General features: G+C 48.8%; 14 protein-coding genes. 9 read left to right on the forward strand and 5 right to left on the reverse strand.

All coding sequences use genetic code 11. From position 1 onward, the window contains the following. Positions 1 to 76 precede the first annotated feature (76 nt). The 7 genes from BLS44_RS11810 to BLS44_RS11840 all read left to right on the forward strand — a co-directional run bounded on the left by BLS44_RS11810 (position 77) and on the right by BLS44_RS11840 (position 12,424). Positions 77 to 2,377 carry a hypothetical protein gene (locus tag BLS44_RS11810; protein ID WP_143019748.1) on the forward strand — a complete coding sequence of 767 codons (2,301 nt, stop codon included), beginning with the start codon at positions 77 to 79 and terminating at the stop codon, positions 2,375 to 2,377. Positions 2,378 to 2,446: 69 nt separating this feature from the next. Beyond that, entirely contained in the window at positions 2,447 to 4,798 is a 2,352-nt protein-coding gene (locus BLS44_RS11815; RefSeq protein WP_143019749.1) for a beta propeller repeat protein, read from the forward strand. Positions 4,799 to 4,896: 98 nt separating this feature from the next. Beyond that, positions 4,897 to 5,748 carry an alpha/beta hydrolase gene (locus BLS44_RS11820; RefSeq protein ID WP_090390254.1) on the forward strand — a complete coding sequence of 284 codons (852 nt, stop codon included), beginning with the start codon at positions 4,897 to 4,899 and terminating at the stop codon, positions 5,746 to 5,748. A gap of 46 nt (positions 5,749 to 5,794) precedes the next feature. Further along, positions 5,795 to 7,867, forward strand: coding sequence for an outer membrane protein assembly factor BamB family protein (locus BLS44_RS11825; protein ID WP_218127740.1), 2,073 nt, complete (start codon positions 5,795 to 5,797; stop codon positions 7,865 to 7,867). A gap of 30 nt (positions 7,868 to 7,897) precedes the next feature. Then, the gene (locus BLS44_RS11830; protein WP_090390256.1) at positions 7,898 to 9,511 is read left to right on the forward strand and encodes a sulfatase family protein; all 1,614 of its coding nucleotides are present in this window, start codon (positions 7,898 to 7,900) and stop codon (positions 9,509 to 9,511) included. A gap of 3 nt (positions 9,512 to 9,514) precedes the next feature. Continuing rightward, positions 9,515 to 11,617: an alpha/beta hydrolase family protein gene (locus BLS44_RS11835; protein ID WP_090390257.1), complete on the forward strand. Its 2,103-nt coding sequence runs from the start codon at positions 9,515 to 9,517 to the stop codon at positions 11,615 to 11,617. A 63-nt stretch (positions 11,618 to 11,680) separates the two neighbouring features. After that, a complete protein-coding gene (locus BLS44_RS11840) occupies positions 11,681 to 12,424 on the forward strand; it encodes a 3-keto-disaccharide hydrolase (RefSeq protein WP_090390258.1) in 744 nt (247 codons plus the stop codon). Between the two features lie 1,988 nt (positions 12,425 to 14,412). Here BLS44_RS11840 and BLS44_RS11845 read toward each other — a convergent pair. The 5 genes from BLS44_RS11845 to BLS44_RS11865 form a co-directional block, all read right to left on the reverse strand. Next, positions 14,413 to 15,132 carry a DUF4998 domain-containing protein gene (locus tag BLS44_RS11845; RefSeq protein WP_090390259.1) on the reverse strand — a complete coding sequence of 240 codons (720 nt, stop codon included), beginning with the start codon at positions 15,130 to 15,132 and terminating at the stop codon, positions 14,413 to 14,415. 26 nt (positions 15,133 to 15,158) lie between these two features. Next, complete coding sequence (locus tag BLS44_RS11850; protein WP_218127741.1) at positions 15,159 to 16,400, reverse strand: DUF4959 domain-containing protein; 1,242 nt, start codon at positions 16,398 to 16,400, stop codon at positions 15,159 to 15,161. A gap of 27 nt (positions 16,401 to 16,427) precedes the next feature. Next, positions 16,428 to 18,347 carry a RagB/SusD family nutrient uptake outer membrane protein gene (locus tag BLS44_RS11855; protein ID WP_090390261.1) on the reverse strand — a complete coding sequence of 640 codons (1,920 nt, stop codon included), beginning with the start codon at positions 18,345 to 18,347 and terminating at the stop codon, positions 16,428 to 16,430. Positions 18,348 to 18,358: 11 nt separating this feature from the next. Continuing rightward, positions 18,359 to 21,643 carry a SusC/RagA family TonB-linked outer membrane protein gene (locus BLS44_RS11860; protein ID WP_090390262.1) on the reverse strand — a complete coding sequence of 1,095 codons (3,285 nt, stop codon included), beginning with the start codon at positions 21,641 to 21,643 and terminating at the stop codon, positions 18,359 to 18,361. Positions 21,644 to 22,100: 457 nt separating this feature from the next. Next, positions 22,101 to 22,991, reverse strand: a complete 891-nt coding sequence (locus BLS44_RS11865; RefSeq protein WP_090390263.1) for an AraC family transcriptional regulator — start codon at positions 22,989 to 22,991, stop codon at positions 22,101 to 22,103. 148 nt (positions 22,992 to 23,139) lie between these two features. Between BLS44_RS11865 and BLS44_RS11870 the strand changes: the two genes are divergently transcribed. Both BLS44_RS11870 and BLS44_RS11875 read left to right on the forward strand, forming a co-directional pair. Beyond that, positions 23,140 to 23,925, forward strand: coding sequence for an SDR family NAD(P)-dependent oxidoreductase (locus BLS44_RS11870; RefSeq protein ID WP_090390264.1), 786 nt, complete (start codon positions 23,140 to 23,142; stop codon positions 23,923 to 23,925). A gap of 197 nt (positions 23,926 to 24,122) precedes the next feature. After that, positions 24,123 to 25,889 carry an alpha-L-fucosidase gene (locus BLS44_RS11875; protein WP_090390265.1) on the forward strand — a complete coding sequence of 589 codons (1,767 nt, stop codon included), beginning with the start codon at positions 24,123 to 24,125 and terminating at the stop codon, positions 25,887 to 25,889. Positions 25,890 to 25,987 lie beyond the last annotated feature (98 nt).

Consider the following 25,987-nt stretch of genomic DNA (forward strand, 5'->3'; position numbering starts at 1 on the left):
ACTTCTGACCATGAGCGTATAGCGTCATACGAGTAGGATTCCCCACCCCTGTTTCACTTAATAAATAAATTAAATTATGAAACCATTTAGATTGCCTTTATGCCTGTTTTCATCATTGCTTTTTGTTTTTTCATTTATTTCCTGTAAAAGATTCAGCGTTCCCATTGATCCCGGGCCCGGTGACAGTGGTAGCATCGCTACCCTTATGGCTCCCAAGGTCAAACCGTTGCCTGTTGTAACTCAGGAGGAATGGGAGTCGGGTAGCAGAACCCCCGGAGATCATACCCAGCATATGTTGGGCCTGGCTTATTCTGAATCGGATCCTGACCGGATTTATATGGGCCAGGATGTATCCAATGTTTGGGTATCGCGCGATTTTGGGCAGAACTGGAACACCCTGAAATGTCTTGGGTTAGGCACTTCTTTTATTTATTCCATAGAGGTAGATCCGCTTGATAAGAACCGCGTTCTGGCGGCGGCGGGATGCCGCCAGTTTGATGCGGTAAATAAAGCCTACCAGGGCATTTATCTTTCAAAGGATGGGGGCATTACCTGGCAGCAGAAAACTCCGAGGCAACAGTTGTCTGAAGTTCGCAGCAGCACTAAATTAATCGCCTACGCGCCTTCCACAAAAGATCCCGGGAAAGGTTATGCTACCCGGTGGTATGCCGCCTTTTGCGAGGGTGAAGCGGGCGCCGCTGACGATGGGTTTCTTACTTCTGCAGATGGGGGCGATACCTGGACTGAATTGAGGAAACTGCCGGCTGCTACTTTTGGAACGGATATCCGTGGTCTGAAAGTACATAAAACCAAGCCGGAAGAAGTTTTCTTATATGGCAGTAATGGGCTCTTCCGTTTTGAAAATGCCACCGATCCCAACGGAGCGGTGATCCGGTTAAGTGGACGCCCCGGTTCGGGTTTGCCGGAAGGGGATGTAAGAGGAAGTATCTATCAATCGGATGATGGGCAGGTACTGATGGTTGCAGTAGCTCAGAAAGGTATTTATAAATCAACCGACGCCGGCGATACCTGGACCCTGTTCTATGAATGGAACGAGATCGCCTATTGCTACGTTAATGAAAAACACACGAATATGATCTTTGCAGTGCCCCGCGAAAAAAACGGAGCACAAATTCGTGTTAGTAACGACGGGGGGCTGACCTGGACCAGCCCTGCAAAGGATGATGTGCATTATCGCGCTGGTTATGATAACAGCGACTGGAACCGGAAACTGAACGGTCAGTTTACCTATATGCTTCCCGATCCACGCGACCCCCGGCGGGTTTTTATACACACCAAATCCAAAAACTTCCGCTCAACAGACGGTGGCCTTACCTGGGATATATCCGATAATGGATTCAACGGAGCTTCTCATAGCGACATCTGGAATGAGCAAATGTTTGACCCCACCAATCCGGACCGGTTCTGTTATTTTATGGTTGACCGCTCCTATGCTTACACCGATACCCGTGGTAAATGGTTCTATGAGAGTACGATCCAGCCGGGCCCGCTGGGTTTGAACGGACGTACCTGTATGGCCGGCGCATTGCACCCTACCGAACCGGTTATACTGGCAAGCGTGGGAAAGTCGCCCGTAGGGCAATTATTGCGTTCCCCGGATAATGGGAAGACCTGGACGGTGGTGAGCGAAGGCAATAAGCAACGCTGGTGCATTGCTTTTAACCTGCAGCATCCCGACACCTGTTACCAGTGGCGTGAAAGATCTGTTGATGCCGGAAAAACCTGGATGCAAATGCCCAATATGCCGGCGAATGCCATTCTTTGTGGAGTGGCCCGTTCCGACGGCAGGGTCTTATATGCGATAGATCTAAAAAATACGGCAAAAAAAGTGTGGCGTTCCATCAACAGCGGCGATTCCTGGGAACAGGTTATAGAAAGCCCCTGGAACCTGACACTGCCGGGAGATGACGTTACCTGTGTGTTCCGCATCAATCCCAAAAACCCCGATATCATATATACCAGCAGCGCCAGCGGGCACATCACGGAATGGAATGTAGGTACTTTGCCTGCCAGGTCAAAGGATATGATAATCACCGGCGGTACAGATGTTAACTTCTCTGCAAACCGGTTTGCCATTGATCCAAGACATCCTAATGTGATGTATGCAATTAACGACCGTGTTAACACCGGCAATAAGTTCTTTCGCACCATAAATGGCGGCCACTCCTGGCAGAATATCAGTAACTACGTTACCCAGGGTTCCCTTAGCGGCTTAGCCGTGTCGCCGGTAACCGGTGAAGTGTTTATTTCCGGTGAAAATGGATCGTCTGTTATGCTGCCACCTTATGCTACAAGAAATACGGCATATGATGCAGTACCTTATATAAGCAATCTTCTTACAGAACCATACAATTAACTCAATGTAGATAAGGCGTTCAATAAGGTCTTGTTGAACGCCTTTTTTTAAACCATAAAACGCTTAAAGATGAAACCCTTTAATAATAGTTTGAGTTTTTGCACGCATTGCGTTTTGAAAAAGACAATTTTCTATGCCGCGTTTGCCGCGTTATTTTTGATCGTTGCCTGTAAAAGAGATTTTTCGAAGGAGCGGGAAAGTGCGAACCGGGGCGCTGGCCCGAGAGCCCTTACGGCAATGATACCGCAGATAAAGCCGTTGCCTGTAGTATTGAAGGCAGAGTGGAACCCGCCGAATTACTATGAACCCGGCGATCACACACAGCATATGCAGGGGATTGCCTATAGTGAGGCTGACCCCAACCGCATATATATGGGGCAGGACGTTTCGAATATATGGGTATCTACAAACTTTGGTCAGAGATGGTCTACCCTTAAATGCGGAGGGTTAAACAGTAATTTTGTTATGTCTGTAGAAGCGGATCCTGTAAATAAGAACAGGATCCTCGCCGCTGTCAATTGCCGCCCGTATGCTGAAATAAATTCAAATTACCAGGGTATATATCTGTCTACCAATGGTGGTGTCAGCTGGTCTATAGCAGGAAATGGCGGTCGCACCACGCTATCGGCGGTACGCAGCAGTACAAAGCTGTTTGCGTATGCACCAACCTCAAAAAATGGCACCATGGCTGCGAGGTGGTACGCCGCCTTTGGAGAGGGACATGACAGCATACCTGCCCAGGACGGTTTTTTAACCTCCGGCGATGGCGGTGCCAGCTGGGTCCAGGTCAGGAACTTACCTAGATCAACCTATGGAGAAAATATCCGCGGTATAAAAGTGCATAAAACAAATGCCAACCAGGTCTTTTTATATGGCAGTGCCGGCTTGTTTAAAATAACAAATGCAACAGCGGCATCGGGGACCGTCTATAAATTAAGCAACGACGTCGACGCCGCCGGGAAGTTGCCGCCAGGCGATATCATGGGCAGTCTTTACCAGTCAGACAACGGGGATACCCTTATTGTAGCGGTTGTTAAAAAAGGCGTGTATAAATCTGCTAATGGCGGTACAAGCTGGGCCGCTATCTTACAATGGACTGATATTAATTATTGTTATGTAAGCGAAAAGAATTCCAATAAGATCGTTGCCACGCCCGTCTCAAATGCGCATCAGATACAGATAAGCGACAATGGCGGATCCGGTTGGTGGAGCCCGGCAACGGCGGATGTGCACTATCGTCCGGGCTACGATTCGGCCTGGAATAATAAATTGGGAGGAACTTACGCGCATGTGTTGTTTAACCCGGGCAATGGGAGTATCTTTATGCACTCCAAGTCGAAAAACTATATCTCAACGGACGGGGGGCACCGGTGGGATCCATCGGATAATTATTATAACGGTTCTTCGCATAGTTCTATTAATGAGGATCAGATGTTTGACCCTAATACTCCGGATCGGTTCTGCTATTTTATGGTGGACAGAGGCCCTGTTGTTTCCACACTGCGGGGGCGATGGTTTAATGAGTTTGCAAAACCCGGGGGTGCGGGCCAAACCTGCATAGGAGGCGCATTGCAGCCGGGCACCCAGGTGATCCTGGCTACTGTTGGGATGAATGGTGTTGGCCAGTTACTTCGTTCAACGGACAATGGGGGTAGCTGGTCGGTCATACTTCCGGAATCCAAAAACAGGTGGGTGGTAGGTTTTAGCCTGCAGAAAACAAATGTATGTTACCAGTGGAGGGAAAGATCGGATGATGATGGCGCAAGCTGGCATCCAATGTCTGATATGCCGGCCGGTAGTGTGTTGTGTGGTATATCAAGAACAAATGGCGATATTATTTATGCAATGAAACTGGAAAGCGATGGCAACACCAGGAAAATCTTCAGGTCCGCCAATCAGGGGAAGGTCGGATCCTGGAGTACAAATCCCATTATCGAATCTACCTGGGACCTGACGGTTCCGGGCAAAAGCACGGAGTTTGTATTTAAAGTGCATCCCCAAAATAATAATATTGTGTATACCAGCAGCGCAAACGGGGAAATTACCAAATGGGATTTGAGCAACGGAACGTCAACGGACCTGGATATTATTCCGGGCAGCGCCGCAGCAGGGACGGATTATATTCACCGGTTTGCTATTGATCCGCGAAATCCTGACATTATGTATGCGATTAACCAACGGGCCAATACCGGGAATAAATTTTTCCGGTCAGTAAACGGGGGTGCAAGCTGGGAAAATTTAAGCAACTACATTCCCCAGGGATCGGTGAATGGTTTGGCTGTTTCCCCTGTTACGGGCGAAGTGTATCTATCCGGTGAAAACGGCTCTTTGGTCATGCTTCCTCCGGATAATGTGAGTACGAATACGGCATTTGCCGCGGTGCCGTACACCATGCATCATATCACAACCTTTCCCTATTAAGCCGGTAAAAATGGATTTGTAAACAGCGTAGCCGGCCTTCATTGTGATACTGTTCCAATAACTTCAATAACGATAACCGTAATTAAAAATTTTTCTGAATGCAGGTGCGATTTTTATACCTCTTCTTTTTTGTATTGGCGACAAATTTCCTGTTTGGCCAGAGTACGGTGGTTTATAAAACCATCGACACGCTCCATCTGAAAATGGAGATCTATGAGCCACGGGGTATGGATGCAAATGTAAAGCATAAAGCTATCGTGTTTTTCTTTGGCGGTGGCTGGACAAAAGGAAGCCCGGCGCAGTTCCGGTCGCAGGCTGCCTATTTTGCAAGTAAAGGATTGGTTTGCTTTTTGCCGGATTACCGTGTGGAAAGCCGGAACCGGGCAACACCTTTTGAAGCATTGAAAGACGCCAAATCCGCGATCCGGTTCCTAAAGCAGCATGCCGGAAAATTTCATATCGATAGTGCCGGGATAGTGGCAGCAGGCGGTTCTGCCGGCGGACAGCTGGCTGCAGCAACGGCACTGATCAGCGATTATAATGAGCAAACGGATGACTTAAAGATCAGCCCGGTTCCTGCAGCGTTGGTATTGTTCAATCCCGTAATTGATAATGGTCCCGGAGGCTATGGTTATGACCGGATCGGGGAATCCTATCTCCATTTTTCTCCCCTGCACAATATCCGGAAAGGCGCCCCGCCCACGTTGATCCTGCTGGGTAGCAACGATCATCTGATCCCTGTTGCAACAGCTGAATATTATAAGACCGTCATGGAGAAAGTAGCCAGCCGGTGCGACCTGGTGCTCTATGACAATGCGGGCCATGGTTTTTTTAACCCCAACAAAGAGCGGAGCAATTTTTTTTATAAGGAAACGCTTAAAGAAGCGGAACGTTTTTTGAGATCCCTGGATTATATAACTGCAGACCCGGAAAAGGGCGCTGCCAATTGAGCATTTACGGTTTATGATTATACGGTTATTAAGTATCAGTTTTTGCATGCTATGTGTAGCAGCGTCCTGCGGGGTTTCTGAAAACAGGAATGTTGACTGGCCGGAGTACCTGGGCGGCACGGACCGGAATCATTATTCCCCGCTCAGCCAGGTACATGCGGGCAATATTAATAAGCTGGAAATTGCCTGGACGTTTCATACCGGTGAGCCGGGCGAGATGCAATGCAGCCCCATCATGGCAGGAAAAACACTTTACGGGGTTACTGCATTGAACCAGCTCTTTGCCCTGGATGCGGAAACCGGCGCTGAGCGATGGAGGTTTGCCCCGGATACGGTTCGGTCGGCTGCTACCAACCGGGGCGTGGCTTACTGGAGCGGGGGCGGTGAAGCGCGGATCCTGTTTGCCCATCAATCCTGGCTTTATGCCGTTGATGCAAAAACAGGAAAGCCGGTAAGCAGTTTTGGTGCGAATGGCCGTGTGAGTCTTAGAGCAGGGCTGGGGCCCGGCGCTGCTGATAAATACGTGGTGTCTACCACCCCCGGCACCGTTTATAAAAATACGATCATCATGCCCATCCGGGTGGGGGAGGGAGCCGGTGCAGCGCCGGGCTATATACAGGCCTTTGATGTGCAAACCGGCCGCCTCACCTGGGTATTTCATACCATCCCGCATCCCGGCGAAAAAGGATACGGTACCTGGCCGGGGGATGCCTGGAAAGACCCGGCGATAGGAGGCGCAAACAACTGGGCGGGTATGGCACTGGATAAAAAGCGCGGCATTGTTTATATACCAACGGGGTCCCCGGCCTTTGATTTTTACGGTGGAAACCGGAAGGGGGCCAATTTGTTTGGCAATTGTATCCTGGCGCTGAATGCAGAGAATGGAAATTATATCTGGCATTTTCAAACGGTAAGGCATGATCTGTGGGACCGGGATCTGCCGGCGCCCCCCAACCTGCTAACCATCAAAAAGGATCATCAATTAATGGATGTGGTGGCCCAGGTAACAAAGTCGGGGTATGTATATGTATTGGACCGGGATACCGGCCAGCCGGTTTTTCCCATAGATGAAGTGGCAGCTCCCGCTTCTGTGATGGAGGGAGAAGCCGCCTGGCCCACACAACCCATACCCCGTTTACCCGGGCCATTTGCAAGGCAGCGGCTTACCGATGAAGATATTACACGGTTCTCCGATAAACGGGATTCATTGTTAACGGTTTTTCAAAATAGCAACAAAGGCGCCTTTCATCCCCTGGAATTTAAAAATACCCTCCTGTTCCCCGGGGCCGATGGCGGTGCTGAATGGGGTGGTGCAGGGGTAAGCCCCGATGGCATCCTGTATATAAATGCCAATGAAATGGCCTGGTCTTTTAGCCTGAGCCGGAAGAAAGAACAGGCCGGCCATGCGGGCATGAGCGGCCGGATCCTTTACAATAACAACTGCGCGGCCTGCCACAGGCCGGACCTGGCAGGTAATCCAGGTAGCGGCTATCCCAGCCTGCAGGCGCTCAATAGCAGGATGAAAAAACAGGAGGTGCTGAACATTATGAAAACCGGCAGGGGAATGATGCCGGGGTTTACAACGATTACGGATCAGCAAAAACAGGCCATTATCGGTTTCTTATGGGGACAGGAAAAAACAGAGGCTGCTGACGATATAGCAGTAGCAGCGGGGGGCTCCTCTGTTCCTTATGAATTTAACGGCTATAACAAGTTCCTGGATGAAAACGGGTTGCCCGCCATAACCCCTCCCTGGGGCACCCTTACGGCTATTGATCTGAATACGGGGCAGCATAACTGGCAGGTACCCCTGGGCGAAACAGCATCGTTAAAAGCAAAAGGGATACCGGCTACCGGCACAGAGAATTATGGAGGCCCGCTGGTTACCGCAGGCGGGCTGTTGTTTATTGCCGCTACAAAAGATGCAAAGTTCCGGGCCTTTGATTGTAAAACAGGAAAGCTGTTATGGGAGTTTCCATTACCCGCCGCAGGTTTTGCAACGCCGGTTACTTATGCCATTGATGGTAAACAGTACATCGTTATTGCCTGCGGTGGTACAAAGCTGGGAACGGCTAAAGGGGACGTTTATATCGCTTTTTCACTGCCCCGGGAAAAATAGGTTTTAGAAGAAAAATAAAAAAGAAGGACAATGAACAGGTTGATTTTTATGACCATGTTGCTAACGGCCATTCAGGTAAGCGGCCAGCCGGCAAAGAGGGCTGAGGCTGGTCGCCCCAATATCATATACATCATGAGTGATGACCACGGTTACCAGGCAGTGAGCGCCTATGGCTATGGGTTGAACCAGACACCGAATATCGATCGCCTTGCAAAAGAAGGCGCCTTGTTTACAACGGCCTGCGTCACCAACTCGTTATGTGCGCCCAGCCGGGCGGTAATGCTTACCGGCAAGCACAGCTTCATCAATGGTAAAGTGGATAATGTGCAGCATTTTGACTGGAACCAGGACAACTTTCCCAAGCTGCTGCGTAAAGCCGGCTACCAGACCGCCATGGTAGGTAAAATTCACATGGACGGCCTGCCGCAGGGGTTTGATTATTCGGCGGTATTACCCGACCAGGGCGATTATTATAACCCCGATTTTATCATTAATGGTGTAAAACAACAGATCCATGGCCATGTAACAGAGATCACCACAGACCTGGCGTTGAAATGGCTGAAAGGGCGTGATACCACAAAACCCTTCTGCCTGCTCTATCACCAGAAAGCACCGCACCGGGCATGGATGCCTATAGAACGGCATTATAAGGAATATACGGGGAAGACCTTTAAAGAACCGGCAACCCTGTTTGACGATTACAAGGGCAGGGGCACTGCGGCTAAGACCGCAGAAATGAATATCGGTAAAGATATGAACTGGGCCGATGATGACAAGATAAAACCCGAAGTATTGGAGGAACTGAAGCTGCATTCCCTCATAAAATGGGATACAGCGTCTTATAACAGGAGCATGCGGAGAATGGATGCGGCCCAGCGCGCGGCCTGGGATGCCGTCTATGACCCGATCAATGAAGATTTTAAAAAACGGTATCCCACGATGTCGAAAGAAGACCTGATGCACTGGCGTTACCAGCGCTATTTGCAGGACTACCTGGGCACCATCGCCGGGGTAGATGAAGGAGTGGGAGCCGTACTGGACTACCTCGATCAAAACGGGTTGACGGAAAATACGATCGTGGTGTATACATCCGACCAGGGATTTTATATGGGGGAACATGGGTGGTTTGATAAACGCTTTATGTACGAGGAATCACTGAAAACCCCTTTGCTGATCCGTTATCCAAAAGAGATCAGGCCCGGTACAAAAGTAGATGCCCTGGTGCAGAACCTGGATTTTGCGCCAACCTTCCTCGATTATGGCGGTGCAAAAATTCCGGCCGATATGCAGGGGGTATCATTCAGGAACCTGGTCGCCGGTAAAACCCGCAAATGGAGGGATGCTATTTATTATACGTATTATGAGTATCCATCCATTCATATGGTAAAACGCCATTACGGCATCCGTACCAACCGGTACAAGCTGATCCATTTTTATTATGATATTGATGAATGGGAGCTGTACGACCTGCAAAAAGACCCGCATGAAATGCATAGTGTATATAATGATCCCGCGTACAGGAGTGTGAGGGACAATATGCACAAAAAACTGGAGGCACTGCGGAAGAAGTATAAGGACAGCGATGCCAGCGACCAGAAGTATATGAAAAGCTATTTGTCGGCAACATCAAAGAAAAAGAAATAAGCTATGGATTGCAGCAGGTTGAAAGCCATATTGACCGCATTTGTTTTTTGGGCCGGTACAGGGATGCGGGAGGCTGCGGCCCAGGAGGTAAAAGATGTTTTTACGCCATGGAAGTACATCCACAGCAGCAGCCAGTCGCTTTATGGTTACCTGGCCGATAAGGCGCTGCTGAAATTGAAGCAGCGGCAAACACAGGTAAATGCACTGGCGTCAGCAGAGGGCTGGAAAAAAAGGCAGCATAGGGTCAGGCAGGCTTATACGCAGGTACTGGGCAGCTTCCCTTCCCGGACGCCTTTAAATGCGGTAATCACCGGCACACTGCAAGATGAAGACGTGAAGGTTGAAAAAATATATTTTGAATCGTTACCGGGCTATTATGTAACGGCAGCGCTCTTTATGCCGGCAGCGCGTAAAGGAAAACTGCCCGCCATTCTTTATTGTGCAGGGCACAGCAGTTCCGGTTTTCGCAGCAGGCCTTACCAGAATGCGATCCTCAATTTTGTAAAAAAAGGATTTGCGGTCCTGGCCTTTGACCCCATAGGACAGGGAGAGCGGCGGCAGTATGCAAAGGATACAAGCCGGAAATTCAGCCCTACCCAGGAGCATTCATACCCCGGCAGCCAGTTGTTCCTTACCGGCAGGTCGCCCGCATATTATTTTATCTGGGATGGTATACGGGCTCTGGATTATTTGTGCAGCCGCCCGGAAATAGATACCACCCGGATCGGCATTACCGGGAGGTCCGGAGGTGGTACACAAACTGCATATATCGCCGCTTTTGATGACCGGATCAAAGCGGCAGCGCCGGAGTGTTATATTACCAGCTATGAAAAGTTATTAATGACCATGGGGCCGCAGGATGCCGAACAGAACTTTGCCGGCGCGATCGCGGCGGGTTTGGATATCCCGGATCTGTTGATCTCTTTTGCGCCGAAACCCCTGCTGATCGTGAGCACCACCCGGGATATCTTCAGCATCCAGGGGGCAAGGGATGTTTTTAAAGAAGCAAAGCGCGCTTATACCTGGTTGGGACAACCAGACCTGGTGGGTATGACCGAAGATGATGCGGAACATGCCTCCACCCGGAAGAACCGGGAGGCCACATACCGCTTTTTTCAAAAATACCTGAAAAACCCCGGTAGCGCTGTGGATGAACCTGTGCCTGTCTTTAAACCGGAAGCACTGAATGTAACACCCGATGGCAATGTATACCTCGCTTTGGGCGGCGCTAACCTGCAAACACTTGCCCGTAACCATATGCAGCAGATCGTAAAGGATCGTGCTCCTGTTAAGGGAGAGGAAGATTTAAGAAAACGTGTGAGGGCTGTAACGGGTTTTGATCAGCCACGGGGAATGGAGCCGCCGGTGTTTTCGGGGAGGGAGCTTCGTAAACAGTATGCCATCGAATCCTATTTAATAAAAAGCCCGGCCGGGTACTACCTTCCGTTTTATTGTTTAAAACCACCGGATGGCAACAGCAGGAATAAAAGCAACGCTGTGCTGCTCCTGGACGACCGGGGAAAATCGGAAGCCATAAAAGAAGGCTCAATGGCCGATTCCCTGGCGTTGGCCGGATATGAAGTGGTAGTGCCGGATCTGAGTGGTTTTGGTGAGCTGGGGAACGGGTATATAAAAGGTGGGGATGCATATGTAGACGGAGTGCCGCTGAATCTTTGGTATACCGGGATTTTAACCGGTCAGTCGTTGCTGGGGGTGCGGATGAAGGAGCTTTCCGTACTGACAGACTGGATAAAAATGGAGCATAACAAAATAATGGGCGTGGCAAGAGGCGTGCTGACCACCGACTTATTGCATATTGCAGTGATGCGGAGCAATGATATCGCATCGCTCTGGCTGACCGATCCGCTGATCTCCTTTCAGTCCGTGATCGAAACGCCGGCTTATAAAACGCAATATATCCTTTCGGCCGCTGCCGGATCCATAAAGCAGTACGACCTGTGCGACCTCGTAAATGCTTATTCACGGAAAAATAAGCTGGTGATGATGAATCCCCGTAACGGCGGAGGAGGCATCATCGCAGACAAGGGGCCTGTGTTAATGGAAAATTATGGAATAGCACCCGGTCCGTTTTTGGAAGTTCAATAGGGGCGTAAACCAGCGTAGCTCCCGGGAGCCTAAAAAGTTGTTCTGGAACCCAATGTATAAGATATGAAATATTTCAGCTTTGTTCTTTTATGGTTTTGTTTTTTGAGGCCGGGTACAGGCCTGGAGGCCCAGGTCCGGCCGGCTTTAGGTGACTACGAGGAGTTATTTGATGGCGTTAGCTTAAAAGGATGGAAAGGCGATCCGGCTTTGTGGTATGTAAAAGACAGCCTGTTGGTGGGGGAGATAAGGCCTGGCAAAGAGCTGAAGCGGAACTCATTTATCATCTGGCAGGGCGGCAACCTGAAGGATTTTGAGCTGATCGTGGAATATAAAGTGTCGGCAAAGGGAAACAGCGGGTTTAATTATCGTAGTAAAGAAGTAGCAGGCCAGCCTTTTGCTATGCGGGGATATCAGGCGGACATTGATGGCGCAAAAAAATATACCGGGCAGAATTATGAAGAAGGAGGGCGGAAAATACTGGCATTTCCCGGCCAGAAAGTGCGGCTGCCGCCTGTGAAAGGAACCATTGCTGATTTTGCAAGGGAGAATAGATGGACCGCAAGTGAGCGGTTGGATGCATTGGGCAATGAAGACTCGCTAAAATCACGCATTAATGATGATTGGAATGAGTTGCGCATTTGGGCGAAAGGAAACCGGCTACAGCATTATATCAATGGCGTTTTAATGAGCGATGTAACCGATGATGATGTACAAAACAGGGAGATGGAGGGGCTGTTGGGATTCCAGGTTCATGTCGGCCCGCCGATGACCATTGCTGTACGGCATATCCGTTTAAAGCGATTGTGATATGGATGAGATATTATTTGAAAGATAATACGCATAACCAGTCTCTCCTTCAATTTTAAATGCAAAGAAATGAGTACTACCCCGCGCATGCAGGAGATGAGGCCTGTTGCTTCATGTGTGCACAGGGGGTATATAAAGAATTCCTGGAATGGTGCCGGAGAACCCGTTACCAGGAAAATGCTTTTTAACGAAAGATAAATGCAGACGGGGCATTCCTTAAAAAGGAGGCGGGGAGCCAACGATACCAGGTTCCTCAAAGCTGGTAGAATACGGCCTGGTTAAGCACTTGTCTTTGATAAGGGGATCGCGGTTATCCGCTCTTTAACCAGCCAGCCCAAGAGTAGTATTACCCGGGTAATGCGTAGTTCAGGATCATTGATGTCGGGGAAAAATAAGAAGCATCAATAAAAGGTGCTTTTTTATCGGGCAGCCGATTTTGCCTGGCTTTTAAATCCTGGCAAACGCATCTGGTTGCAGCAATGATCCGCTCCGGAGGAGCGTTGTGTTGATAGCCAATGTGCCGTTTTAATCAACCAGGCACCTTTGGCACCTCGTGTTTGTTTAGCCGTGGCCATTTTACGCGGCTCCAAAGGAGCCTGGGCCCTCTCTTTAACACCCTTCTACAAACACGGGCACTTACCGTGCCTGATCCTGCTCGGGGTTGCGCTCTTTTCACCCGGTTCAGATGTATTTGCCCCATATCTTTCTGCAAGGCAAACGCATTGGGTTGCAGCAATGATCCGCCCCGGAGGAGCGTTGTGTTGATAGCAAATGTGTCGGGTGAATCAACCGGGCTCCTTTGGAGCCGCGTGTTTGTTTGGCCGGAAATTTTACGCGGCTCCTATAGGAGCCGGGGTTTCCCCTTTAATACCTTGCTATAAACACGAGGCACTTACCGTGCCTGATCCTGCTCCGGGTTGCGCTCTTTTCACCCGGTTCAGATGTATTTACCCCATATCTTTCTGCAAGGCAAACGCATTGGGTTGCAGCAATGATCCGCCCCGGAGGAGCGTTGTGTTGATAGCCAATGTGTCGGGTGAATCAACCGGGCTCCTTTGGAGCCGCGTGTTTGTTTGGCCGGAAATTTTGCGCGGCTCCTATAGGAGCTGGGTTTTCCTCTTTAATATCTTGCTATAAACACGAGGCACTTACCGTGCCTGATCCTGCTCGGGGTTGCGCTCTTTTTACCCGGTTCAGATGTATTTGCCCCATATCTTTCTGCAAGGCAAACGCATTGGGTTGCAGCAATGATCCGCTCCGGAGGAGCGTTGTGTTGATAGCCAATGTGTCGGGTGAATCAACCGGGCTCCTTTGGAGCCGCGTGTTTGTTTGGCCGGAAATTTTGCGCGGCTCCTATAGGAGCCGGGTTTTTCCCTTTAATATCTTGCTATAAACACGAGGCACTTACCGTGCCTGATCCTGCTCGGGGTTGCGCTCTTTTCACCCGGTTCAGATGTATTTGCCCCATATCTTTCTGCAGGGCAAACGCATCTGATTTCAGCATTGTTCAGCTCCGGAGGAGCAGCGTGTTTATAGTAGTCTGCTGTTTTATCAACCCGGCTCCTGTAGGAGCCTCGTGTTTGTTTGGCCGTGGCAATTTTACGCGGCTCCAAAGGAGCCTGGGCCCTCTCTTTAACACCCTTCTACAAACACGAGGCATTTACCGTGCCTGATCCTGCTCGGGGTTGCGCTCTTTTCACCGGGTTCAGATGTGTTTGTCGCTACTATTAGTGGTGATCTGAAAGCAGATCACCATTGTAAAAAGTTTATGCAAATGCCGTCAAAATCCAGATCAGCTGCTCTCTGATCTTGTTAGCTCCAACACAGGCCCCCCGGAAATGATTCTTAAACCTGCAGTCCCCGTCTACACGGGCTTTGACGCAACTGCTTTTTTACCGAGCGCCAGTAGTTCAGGAACCCGGAGCTTATAGTAGATCCAAACCTGACGCATTCCGTAATCTCAGGTTTGTTTTCAGATGCGAACAGTCTTAGTTAATGATAATGGTAGAGTCTGCCCTGCGGGTCCTGAAGGTGTCCAGTGCATTCCTGACCGGTAAAAAGTACGATTGTATAGCCACGCGGGTGCCCGTTTTCAGATTGCTTACATTAACGGAGTCGCCGGTAAACCGAATGCTGTCTACTGCGTCATTTTTAGTATAATAGTATAATTGATTAAATATATTTGTAGTGTCTGATTTGGTAAAATAAAACGTTATGGAATTGTTGACCGGGTAAATTTTATAGGGATTTGCGGTCACCAGTTGTTTATTGTACAGGGAGGCTTCGTATATGGAACCATAGATTCTTAAGGGAGCAGTGAGCTGCCCGATAGAATGGTTCCCGGCCTTGTCATAAGTGTATAGTGAAAAACTTTGAATATCGGATTCCTGCAATCCGCTGGTAATGATGACGCTGATCGTGTCCGCGGTGCTTTCTCCTTTTGTTCCGATTTCAAGTGAATCATTCCCGTTGTTCCAGAAGAGGAGATACCGGCTTATGCTGGGGTCAGAGCTCGGGTTCCATTTGATCCGGGCTCTCAGCTTCCCGGGATCTGTCCGTAAGTTGCTTACAACCCCGGTATAGATCTGTTCCCTGCCATTTTGATACTTTTGGTAATCGTCTGCCTTCCGGGAGCAGCTCAGGACACCTGCAAGCAGGAAGCTCCCTATTAAGAAACCGCTTTTTTGAAACTTAATTTTATCAATCATAGTGATTTATTTAGTAGGAATAAAAATCAGGGTCTTGTATCTCCATAAAATGAAAGCTCCATTATATGGGCAAAAACATTTGTTCCGGCCCAGTTCTCTGTAACAACAACGCGCAAAAACCGGACTTTCGGAGCATTGAAGGGCATGATGAATTCCACACCGGCATTAAACCAGGCTTTGTCTGCAGCTGTAGGGGAAGAAGGCGCGTTGCCAGAGGGAGGGTCCGGGAACCGGTAGTTGCCGATATTGATCCATTCACCGATCTTTTGACCTTCTTCAGAATTAGCAGGCGGGGTAAAATCGGCCGGTTGCTCTGAATTGGATCCCCAGACCGTAAAGTATTTGGGATTTCCGTGTCCCCAGTAGTAAACATCAGCCCTGCCCCACAACAGGAACCTGCTCAGCTTTGCAGAAGTGCCAAGGTTGAAGCTTACGGTTACCGGGATGTTCCCGGGTGGTATGGGGGTGTGCCACCCGCTTCCGGGGTTGTTGTCCCACAGGTTGGCGGTAACCCATCCATAGCCGATGGGGCTGTCACTGGCCAGGTTATACACGGAAAATTTGCTTTTGTTCAGCAGCGTTTCATAAAGTGGTTTTATAGTTTTGAAAACGGTATCGGATATATTGCCCCATTTGTCTGTAGCATAGACCCCCACCTGTTTGGGCAGGGTATCTAATCCTCTTGATGTAAAGAAGATATCTTTAAAGTTGGAAAACTGCTGTTGCCGGATCACGTACCGGCCATAATAGGGATCTTTATAAACCAATACAACGCCTACGTTTTTCCGCGCTTCATTTGTGGCATCTACCCGGATCCCGGCAAAGTCTGCGCCTAAAGAGAGTGTATTGCCTACGAGTTGGTAAATGGGCGTATCGGGGTGTACTTTTACTGTAACGGGATCCGACTCAACGTTAGACCGGCTGACCACCCTTAAGGTGACTTCATATTCTTTACTTTCTGAAAAGCCCTCTACCGTTACCGTATCGGAGTAATAGGCTGATTTGGTTTCAAGTGCCTTTTGGTTTTTTTCATTGATCACATAATTTGCCTTCACATATAAAATATTCTCTGATTTTGGAAGGGTATAGGTAATATAAGCCCCGCCGTTAAAGTTCTTTACTTTAATATTGGTGACTACGCCTGGCTTGGTTTTGTCTGTTGATACGGGGTGGTTAAAGTCGGCTACACGGCTGCATTGAACCCACAGTAACAGGCAGCTGAGCAGAACGGCCATAAACAATATGCGGGAAGAATAGGGTTGTCTCATATTTATGGATTTCGAATTATAAATGGGTCATTTCCAAAAAGGACTTTGTATTAAGTTTTCGTTCTCTCTTAATGCCTGGTCCGATAACGGGAAGAAATAGTCTTTTGAAGTAATGGTAGGGATAAACTGGGTTACAGGTATATAAAAGTCGGAAGGCGCCGATTGGTAAATGGACCAGCCCTGCATCGGCTGCGACATTACCGAGGTCCACTCTTTCCATCTTTTTAAGTCCCAGCCGGCTTTTCCCTCGAAGCAGAGCTCTATTCTGCGCTCACGGTGAATGATGGTACGTAATCCGTCTTTTGTTGATGGTTTGCCGGGGTTGAATGAATACTGCTGCCATGATTCCTGTACGCCTTTCAGGCCTGCGCGCAGCCGCACGCTGTCGATGTAGGCATACACTTCGGATGAGGGGCCGTTGACTTCATTTAACGCTTCTGCATACTGCAGGTAAAGGTCTGCCAGGCGGATCCTGGGGAGCCGGAAACTGGTCTGGGAAAACCCGTTCTTATCAAAAACACTAAGGTAATGCACCAGCTTTTTGGGCCAGATGGAAGTGACGTTGAGCCTTGAATTGTCCTTGGGTGCAGCAGGTCCTTTTTGCGCCTGTACAGATAAAGCGGCATCGGGGTTGGTAACACCATTGCCGTACCATATGCCGCCGTCAAAGCCAATGCCTGCATAATACCGGAGCTCGCGGTCAAAATTGTTTTTAATGGTCTGGTAGTTCTGGGCAATGAGATACTTATTGGCGGCATCTCCCGTTCTCAGGTTAAAACGGCCGGAGAAGTCCCAGGAATTGTCTTCATCGATGGGTACGCCGTTTTTTGTGTAGAACAGGTCCGTTGTTGAAATGGGAACGGCCAGTGTTCCCGGGGCAGAGCCAAGGTCAAACTCGGCGGTGATCCGGGGAACGGCATTGGCCTGCTGAGGAAAATAACTGTTCAGGTTCCAGATGATTTCCTTGTTCAGGTCCCATTTTTCGGTTACGGCATTTTGAAGGGTTAGTATACCGGACAATACCTGGGGAAGGGTTGCCGGTATATTGGCGGGTCTTATAAAATGATATAAACCCAGGTTCAGCTGCCGGCAGGCGTCGATAGCGGCCTTACAGGCAGCAGCGGCGGCAGCCCATTTGGCGGGATCCGCGCTGGCAGAAAAAAGTGCCTGTCCGTCCGCATTCTTATAATTCCTGTAATCCGGGTTGCCGTTAAAAAGAGGGCTGGCCCGGGTTACCAGTATTTCGGCTTTTACAGCCAGGGCCACTGCCTGGGTAACCCGGCCCAGCTCCCTGTTAACATCTGCTATTTCTGTTGGCAGCTCGGGAATGGCCTCATCCAATAATTGCACGGCATAGTCAAAAGCGGAATCTACCGGCAGCCGTTTTACCCGCAGCGTTCCAATGGGATCGGTGATGGCATGATTGGTCCGGTAGATGGGGATGGGGCCGTACATTTTTACTAAAAAATAATGGTAATAGGCTTTCAGGAATTTTACTTCGGCGATCCACCTGTCTTTTTCAAAGACAGACAGGTCGATCGGTTTGTCAATATTTTCCAGCAGGATATTGCAACGCCGGATGGCTTTAAAGACAGAGGGGGCACCGTTGCTGCCATCCCAATAGTTAAGCACCGGGTTGGATATGTTTTGCGTACCCCGCATCAATTGAAATCCCGCGTCATATAATTTGGGGCCTTCACCCAGTACATTCGGGTAAATGATCTCCCCCGATGTGGTAAAGGAAGGATCCCTGGTTATATCCGCCAGGGATTGCAGGGTACTGTAACAACTGAATAGATAGTTTTCGGCCTCATTCCGGTTGCGGAATGCATAGTCGAGGGTTCCTACGTTTTCCGGGGTAACATCAAGAAACTTTTTGCATGAAGTTACACTGCCGGCCATAGCCAGGCAAAGAACCAGGTAGAGAATATGTATTTTGTTTTGCATGATTTATCCTGTTAAAATGTAACGTTAAGGCCAAGGTTGTAGGTCTTTTGTAAGGGATAAGTGAAGCCGTTTTTTTGTTCTGCATCCCATAATTTGAAATTGGAAAGTAAAAACAGGTTAGAGCCGTTGACGTAAATACGGAGATTGGTTATACGGGCGCGCCGCGCTATTGCAGGGGAAAGCGTATACCCCAGCTCTACCAGCTTCAGCCTTAAAAAATCGCCTTTCCGGAGCCACCAGGTGCTGGGCTGGAGGTTGTTGGTGATGATGTTGGCATCTGTACCCAGCCTTGGATAGAATGCATAAATATTCTGATTGTCTTCTGACCAGTAGTCATCCGCAACAGCCTGCAAAACCTGTGCCTGTCCGGGTACGCCATCTGCCGGTATCACAAAGGGGCTGATCCCCCGGGCATCGATCATAAAGGTGGTGCGGGCATTTCCCTGGAACCGGAAACCGAGGTCAAACGACCGGTATTTTGCGGATGCTCCAAAACCGTAGGAGATCTGCGGAGTGGTGGGCAGCCCGATCGGTACCATATCGGCAATGGTGATCTGCCCATCGCCGTTCACATCCCTGTATTTGATATCCCCGCCCTTGGGTTTTTGACCGCCAAAATTTTGTACCGGGGAGGTCGCTGCTTCCTTATCATCCACAAATAACCGTTCTGCAATATACCCAAAGGGCTGGCCTACGATCGATCCTGTTTTTCTTCTCCAGGGCTCGCTCAGGTATGCAGGCTCTTCGTAGTTATTATATACGGCCTGTGAGTAGGTGAAGTTAGACATATAAGCAACGGTGAGGTCCTTTGAAAAGCTTTTATTATAATTAAGCGTCAGGTCCCATCCGTTGGACTCCACTTCGCCAACATTCGTAAATACGCCGGCCTCCAAACCCTCGCTGCTGGGGATCAGGCGTTGTTGCAGAATGTTGCTGCGTCGCTCCTTCCAGTATTCGGCTATAAGGTCAAGGCTTCTGAAAAAAGTCGCTTCCACGGCGCCGTTAAAACGAAGGCCACGTTCCCAGGTAACCTGGCTGTTCTGGTAATTCCTGATGGTAACACCCGGGCGGCTGTACCCGTTGCCAATGCCAAAGGAGGCAGGGTTGCCCCCGGCCAGGTTTACATCGGAAAGATAAAAGAAGCGCTGGCTGCCTATCTGGTCGTTACCACTGTATCCGATGCTGGAGCGCAGTTTTAAGCTGGATATAATATCTGACAACCCATCCTGCCAGAATTTTTCCTTGGATACGATCCACGATGCCCCGATGGTCGGAAAGAATCCATACCGGTTATTTACATCAAACCGCTCGGACCCGTTATAGGCGAAGTTGAATCTTAAGAAATATTTTGACCGGAAGGCATAGCTGGCTTCGCCGGCAAAGTTGAGGTTGCGGTAGGGAAGTGCGTAGGGGAGTGACGGTTGACTGGTAACCGGATCTATGCCATTGGCCTCAAGCCGCTGCATTCTTATAATGTTTAAGGTAGCACCGATATCATGATCGCCCAGCCGTTTGGAATAGTCCAGGCGTCCCTGGAAATGTACATAGGCCGTGGCGTCCTTTTTGCCGGGGCTGTAAACAAGATATTCTGTTGCCGCACTGCCATTGCCCCCGGCGCCAATGCCCCCGGCAAAGGCGTTTCCGCTGGAGAGGCTGTTGATCCATTGAAGTACGTACCTGTTGGATCCTATATTATAACCGCCCACGGGTATGGTATAGTAAAAGGGGTTGTAGGCCATGGTATTGTCAAAATAAGCGTAGCGGTTTACGTTCACAAAACCATCAAAGGACAGGCCCCGCACAATAAAATCAAGCTTTTGATTCAGCCGGAGCGTTGCGGTCATTCTTGAATTGGAGAATTTTTTAAAACCGCGCAGCAATTGTGCATAGGGATTTAAGTAACCAACGGAATTGGCGGAAGAACCATAGGCGTTGCCAAACAGGATATGCTGGGTGAGCAGGTTGGCGGAGTCCGGTTCATAATATGCGGGAAATAATACCGGGCTTGTATGGGTAGCCATATCGTACAGGTCGGTTGAAAAGCTGGCATTGTTGGTGAGCGGGCCAGAGTATTCATTAAACAATCCCCAAAGCTGGGCCGATAACTGTGTGGATTTTGTAAGGTTAAAATCCACGTTCGTCCGGAGCTGATAGGTTGTGAACTTTAAGTTGGTCTTGAAATTATTGTCCGGGTGATCTTTCAAAATACCGTTATCGTTGCTGTAAGACCCGGATATGAAGTAGTGTGAAAGGTCGGACCCCCCGCTTACATTCATATTGGCGCGCTGGGTAAAGGTCCGGTCTCTGAAAAGCAGGTTAAGCCAATCTACGGCCGGGTAAACATAACGGTTCCCGGCAGGTGCATTTTGCAGGGTGAGCCCGGTATAATGGATCTTGTCGGCAGAAAATGGTGCAGGCATCATGGGGTCGCGGGTAACGGTTGCTTCATTATACATGTTCATATAGGTTATGGGGTCGGCCAGTTTGATCCGGTCTGTTGGGGTCGACACGGTATTCTCCAAAACAATATTCAGGATCGCTTTCCCGGTTTTACCGGATTTTGTGGTTACCAGGATAACCCCGTTGGCTCCCCTTGCGCCGTACAGGGTGGTAGCGCTGGCATCTTTGAGGATGGTAAAGCTTTCCAGGTCGTTTACGTTCAGCCGTGCCAGGTCGTCTTTTCCCACTTCTATATTGTCAATCAGGATCATGGGGTCTGCCCGGTATCCAAAGGTGGTTACCCCCCGGATAAAAAAGTCAGAGTTATCCAGGCCGGGCTGGCCGCTCGACTGGAACCCGATCACCCCGGCCACCTGTCCTACCAGCGCATTGGTAAGGTTGCTGGCGGGGATCTTCAGGTTTTCCGGTTTGATGGTGGATACCGAACCGACAATGGATTCCTTGATCTGTTTTCTTCCCAGCGCGGTTACCACTACTTCTTCGCCGGCTGCAATCACTTTTTGCCGGAGCACGATGGACAGGTTCTGTTGCGGCGCATTGGGCACCCTGTAGGCATAGGGTTCAAAGCCGATAAAACTGAAACCAAGAATGGTACCGGGCTCCACATCAATGATAAAACGGCCGTTGGCGTCTGTTGTGGTGCCTGCAGTACCGGACTTTTCCTGGCCGATGCTTACAGAAGCGATCGGCGCATTCAGCGTGTCGGTTACCGTTCCGGTTATTGTTATCTTCTTCTGGGCATTAACAATAATAGATCCGGAAAGCAGCATGAAGAATAAGCACAGGCGTACGCCGTTTTTCCTTCGGGCAAATTTGAATTCAAAAGCTACCTTCATTGTATTCTTTCCTTTTGGTTTAAAAATGTTATTATTTTGTATGTTGCTCTTTAGTGCAGAAAACGGATACAGGACGGGTCACCTGTATGGTAAACCGCATAGCATTCCCTTTACGGCAACATACCCGTTATCGTTCCCATTGGCCGGAAACCCGCAGTGCAACAGGAGATCAGGGACACAAACCTCTCCCGGGCCGATGGATACCCGGGCAGATGGATTGGCTGTAACTCAGTATAACAACGATGTAATCTCCTTTCTTCTCATTTTATATGGGCCTGCAATCGTAGCGCCTGGCTTTATTTGAAACAAAATTAGCCTGAGCGGAAAGCAGATCGGATAGGGTAAACTATTTTTTTTATGGATTATGTTATTATAATCTGAAGGGCCCGGTAAGGATAAAAGAAAACACAGGGATAAAAATGACCGGCATGCATACAGGGCAAACGCATCTGTATCTTTAGTTTGTGCATACCCGCTCCCTGTATTCGGATGGAGAATAGCCGGTTGTTTTTTTAAAGAGCCTGGAAAAATAGAAAACATCGTAGTAGCCGATCTTTGCGGCGATATCGCCGATCTTAAAGCCGGACTGCATAAGCAGCTGGCAGGCATACTGCATTTTTAACCGGATGAAATAGTCGATGGGAGAAGAGCCTGTTTTGTTTTTAAAAAGCATCATATAATGCGAGCCGGAAAGTTGTTGTTTGCCGGCAAGTTCCTGCACCGTTAGCTGCTGGTCAATATGGGCCTTCATGTAAGCAATGGAATCGTTGATGGGGTCTTTTTTTATTACGGGGGTATAAATATCAATGGGGCATACAAAGAAGGTGAGCAGTTTGTAAAGGCAAAGCGTAGCATAGGTTAGGTTCTGATCACTGAACCCTGTTGACAGCACACTGTAAATATCACTCCATTGCTCAATGATCCTTTTGTCCTTTTTGATCTTTGTTGGCGTGGTAAAATCGTCAACCTTTATAAGATGGTTGAATGCTTTTAACATGTTGCCGCTGAAATGCAGCCAGTAGATGGTCCAGGGAGTACGGATATCTGCCTGGTACATATGGGATTCCCCGGGAGGAAGAATAAAAAAGTGCTCCGGCAAAAGCGTATGCTCAGCCGTTTTTGAACGATAGTGGCCTTTCCCGTCTACACAGTAAACCAAAATATTATCGGCACAGCCAAAAGGCCGTTCCCTGAAATGGAACCTGGCTTTTGGGAAAAAACCAATATGTGTGATAAACAGGTTGCCAAGGAATTGTCTTTTCCGGAGGTGATTAATGACGATCTCCCGGGGAACATTGATCTGCAGTTCACCCGAAAAGCCGTCTTTCAGTTTGAAATTTCTTATCATAACGCACGTCTTTATTAAAGGTAGGTGAAAATGAAATCATTTTCAGGAACCATAGTATAATCCATCTAATGAATATAATATTCTATATAAATTACGTGCCGGAGGCGTATTTTCGTACTGCGGTGTTTTCCAACTATAATTTAAATTTATGCAGCTAAAAGATAAGGTCGTTTTTTTAACAGGCGGGTCAACGGGAATTGGCCTGTGTTGTGCCAGGGCTTATGCAAAGGAGGGCGCACGTGTAATTATTTTTGCCCCGGAGAGCGATCAGGTTCAGGATGCCGTTAAACAATTAGGCGCAGGGCATTTGGGTATTGTGGGTAATGTTGCCGTATCGGCCTCCGTTCAGGCAGCCATTTCAGAAGCGGTTGCCATGTATGGAAAGATTGATGTGATCCATAACAACGCCGGTATTGCCTCTCCCTCAAAGCCGCTGCACCTGACCTCGGAGGAAGAATTTGATACGCTGATCAATGTTAATGTAAAGGGTATTTTTCATACGACCCGTCATGGAATCGCTGCATTGATCAAAACAGCCGGAACCATTATCAATACCAGCAGTCTTGTGGGAGAAATTGGCCAGGAGCTTCATGCCGTTTATACGGCTACAAAGGGAGCTGTAAATGCACTTACCAAATCGATGGCACTGGACTATGCGCCCCATCGTATAAGAGTAAACGCGGTAGCTCCGGCGGGGGTTTGGACGCCTATGCTAAAGAAATGGTGTAAAGAACAGCCGCACCCCGAAACAATGGAAAAATATTTGAATGACATCCATGTACTGGGTTATTGCCCGGAAGGAGATGTTATTGCAGATGCCTGTGTGTTCCTGGCTTCAGCAAGGGCTGCATTCATCACAGGATGTATATTTCCTGTAACAGGCGGTGCAGAGCTGGGATACCGGCGTTCTTCCGGGGAAACGCTTTTAGGATAGGGCTTTTGATAAGGAATGCCGTGTGGCGGCGCTGCCGGCACATACCACTATGTTGATACAGGCCGTTAACATAAAGTAGCAGCCAAAGCAGCACTATAAATTACAGGGATTATTTTTAACGCCAGGGTGTACCGGTTAAACGGGCATATAAAATGGCTGATGATGGTTGTAGGCAGTAAATTAATGAAGCATAGCATGTGAAAAAGTATTTTATCGCTTTATGGATCCTTTTCCCGGCCGGACCGTCTATTGCACAGTGGAGTGTAAAAGAAGGCGATCCGCGGGCTCAGGACTCCAATCAGTATTACCTGTACCAGGTGTTCTCAAAAGCGCAATGGTCGGCCAGCAATTTTGCAACACCGGGGGATATGAAATGGTTCAGCGACGCGCGTTACGGGATGTTCATACACTTCGGGCTCAATGCCTTCGTTAACAAAGATATGAGCTGGCCCATTGTTTATGATCATAAAGCACCCGATTCCGGGCATGGCAGTTACCCGGACAGCGCCTGGAAAAAAATCTGGCCGGGTTTGTTCCGCCTCGCAAAATTTAATGCGGGGGAATGGGTAAAGATCGCAAAAGACGCAGGCTTTAAATATATCGTTATAGTGGTCAAACATCATGACGGGTTTCATATGTGGGACACCAAGTATGCTGATTTTAAAATAACGAATACTCCTTTTAAAAGAGATTACCTGAAGGAGCTGGTAACGGCCTGTCATAAGGCCGGAATGCGGGTAGGCCTTTATTATTCGCAGCGCGACTGGTATCACCGGGATTATGCGCCTGTTGATACGTCAACCCTGCAAAGAATAGCTGCCCCGCCTTACTATAAAGCAAAACCGGGGAAAACGGTTGTGCCCGGCTCCTCTCATAAAGACTACATCGCGTATCAGTTCAACGTGGTGCGGGAACTGCTTACAAACTATGGAAAGATTGATATCTTTTGGTTTGACGCGGCCTGGTGGGGTGGCATGTTTACGGCGGATATGTGGGACGCGGAAAACTTAACACGTATGATCCGTAAACTGCAGCCGGGTATTATTATTAATAACCGCACCAGCCTGCCGGGCGATTTTGATACGCCGGAACAGCGGATAGGGATGTTCCAGTTGCGCCCCTGGGAAAGTGCCATGACCCTAAATGGCAGCTGGGGCTATGAACCTTCGCCCGTAAGACCCGTAAAGGACCTTATTGCGCAAATGCTTAAGGCGGCAGCCGGCAACGGAAATGTACTGCTGAGCTGGGGAGCGCATTTTGACGGGGCATTTGATGAAAAACAAAAAGATTCGCTTTTAAAGATCGGCCGCTGGCTTAAACAATTCGGCGTTGCTTACTATGGCACAAGGGGTGGTCCCTGGGCACCCTTCCGCAATTACGGCGCTGTTTATAAAGGGAAACGTATTTTCCTGTATCTATTTGACTGGCCCAATGGATCTGTTTCCCTTCCTGCACTTCATAATAACCGTATTGTGGCTGCACGTTATGTCAATATAGATGAAAAAACAAAATGGAATACGAATGGTCGTCACTGGATCTTTCATAAGCCTGCAAGGCCGGATGCAACGGTGACCATCATCGAATTAAAAATGACAGGGACGGTACAGGAGAATGCTGAAATGATAAAAGGGTCAATGTTTGATGACCCGGTTTATGGCAAAAAAGCAGTTGAAAAACACATTGATGAAAATTCCTGGAAGGGGAACCGGTACCGTATTGATTTGCCCGGGCACAGGATGGTAACGGGCCTGCAAACAAGCAGTCTGTCGGAGAAAATAGAAGTATTTACTTCACAGGACGGGATCCATTGGGATCCGGCTGGTGTGGTGGGTAATGGTACAACAGAACTTTCGATAAACGAACTTAAAACCGGGGCATTGGTTCCGGGGAGGAGGGCGTCTTTTGTGCTGCTGCAGACAAAGAGACCCCTAAGGATGAAGGTGACTGTATATACAGTTCAATAGCCCCGGTACTGAATGAAGATCAAATAGTGTATATACCGGAATAGATCGTCGAATAACGGAACCGGAAATTGTGCTTCTTTTGTAACCAGGTGCTAAAG

This window comes from Niabella drilacis, assembly GCF_900101395.1.
Lineage (GTDB): Bacteria > Bacteroidota > Bacteroidia > Chitinophagales > Chitinophagaceae > Niabella > Niabella drilacis.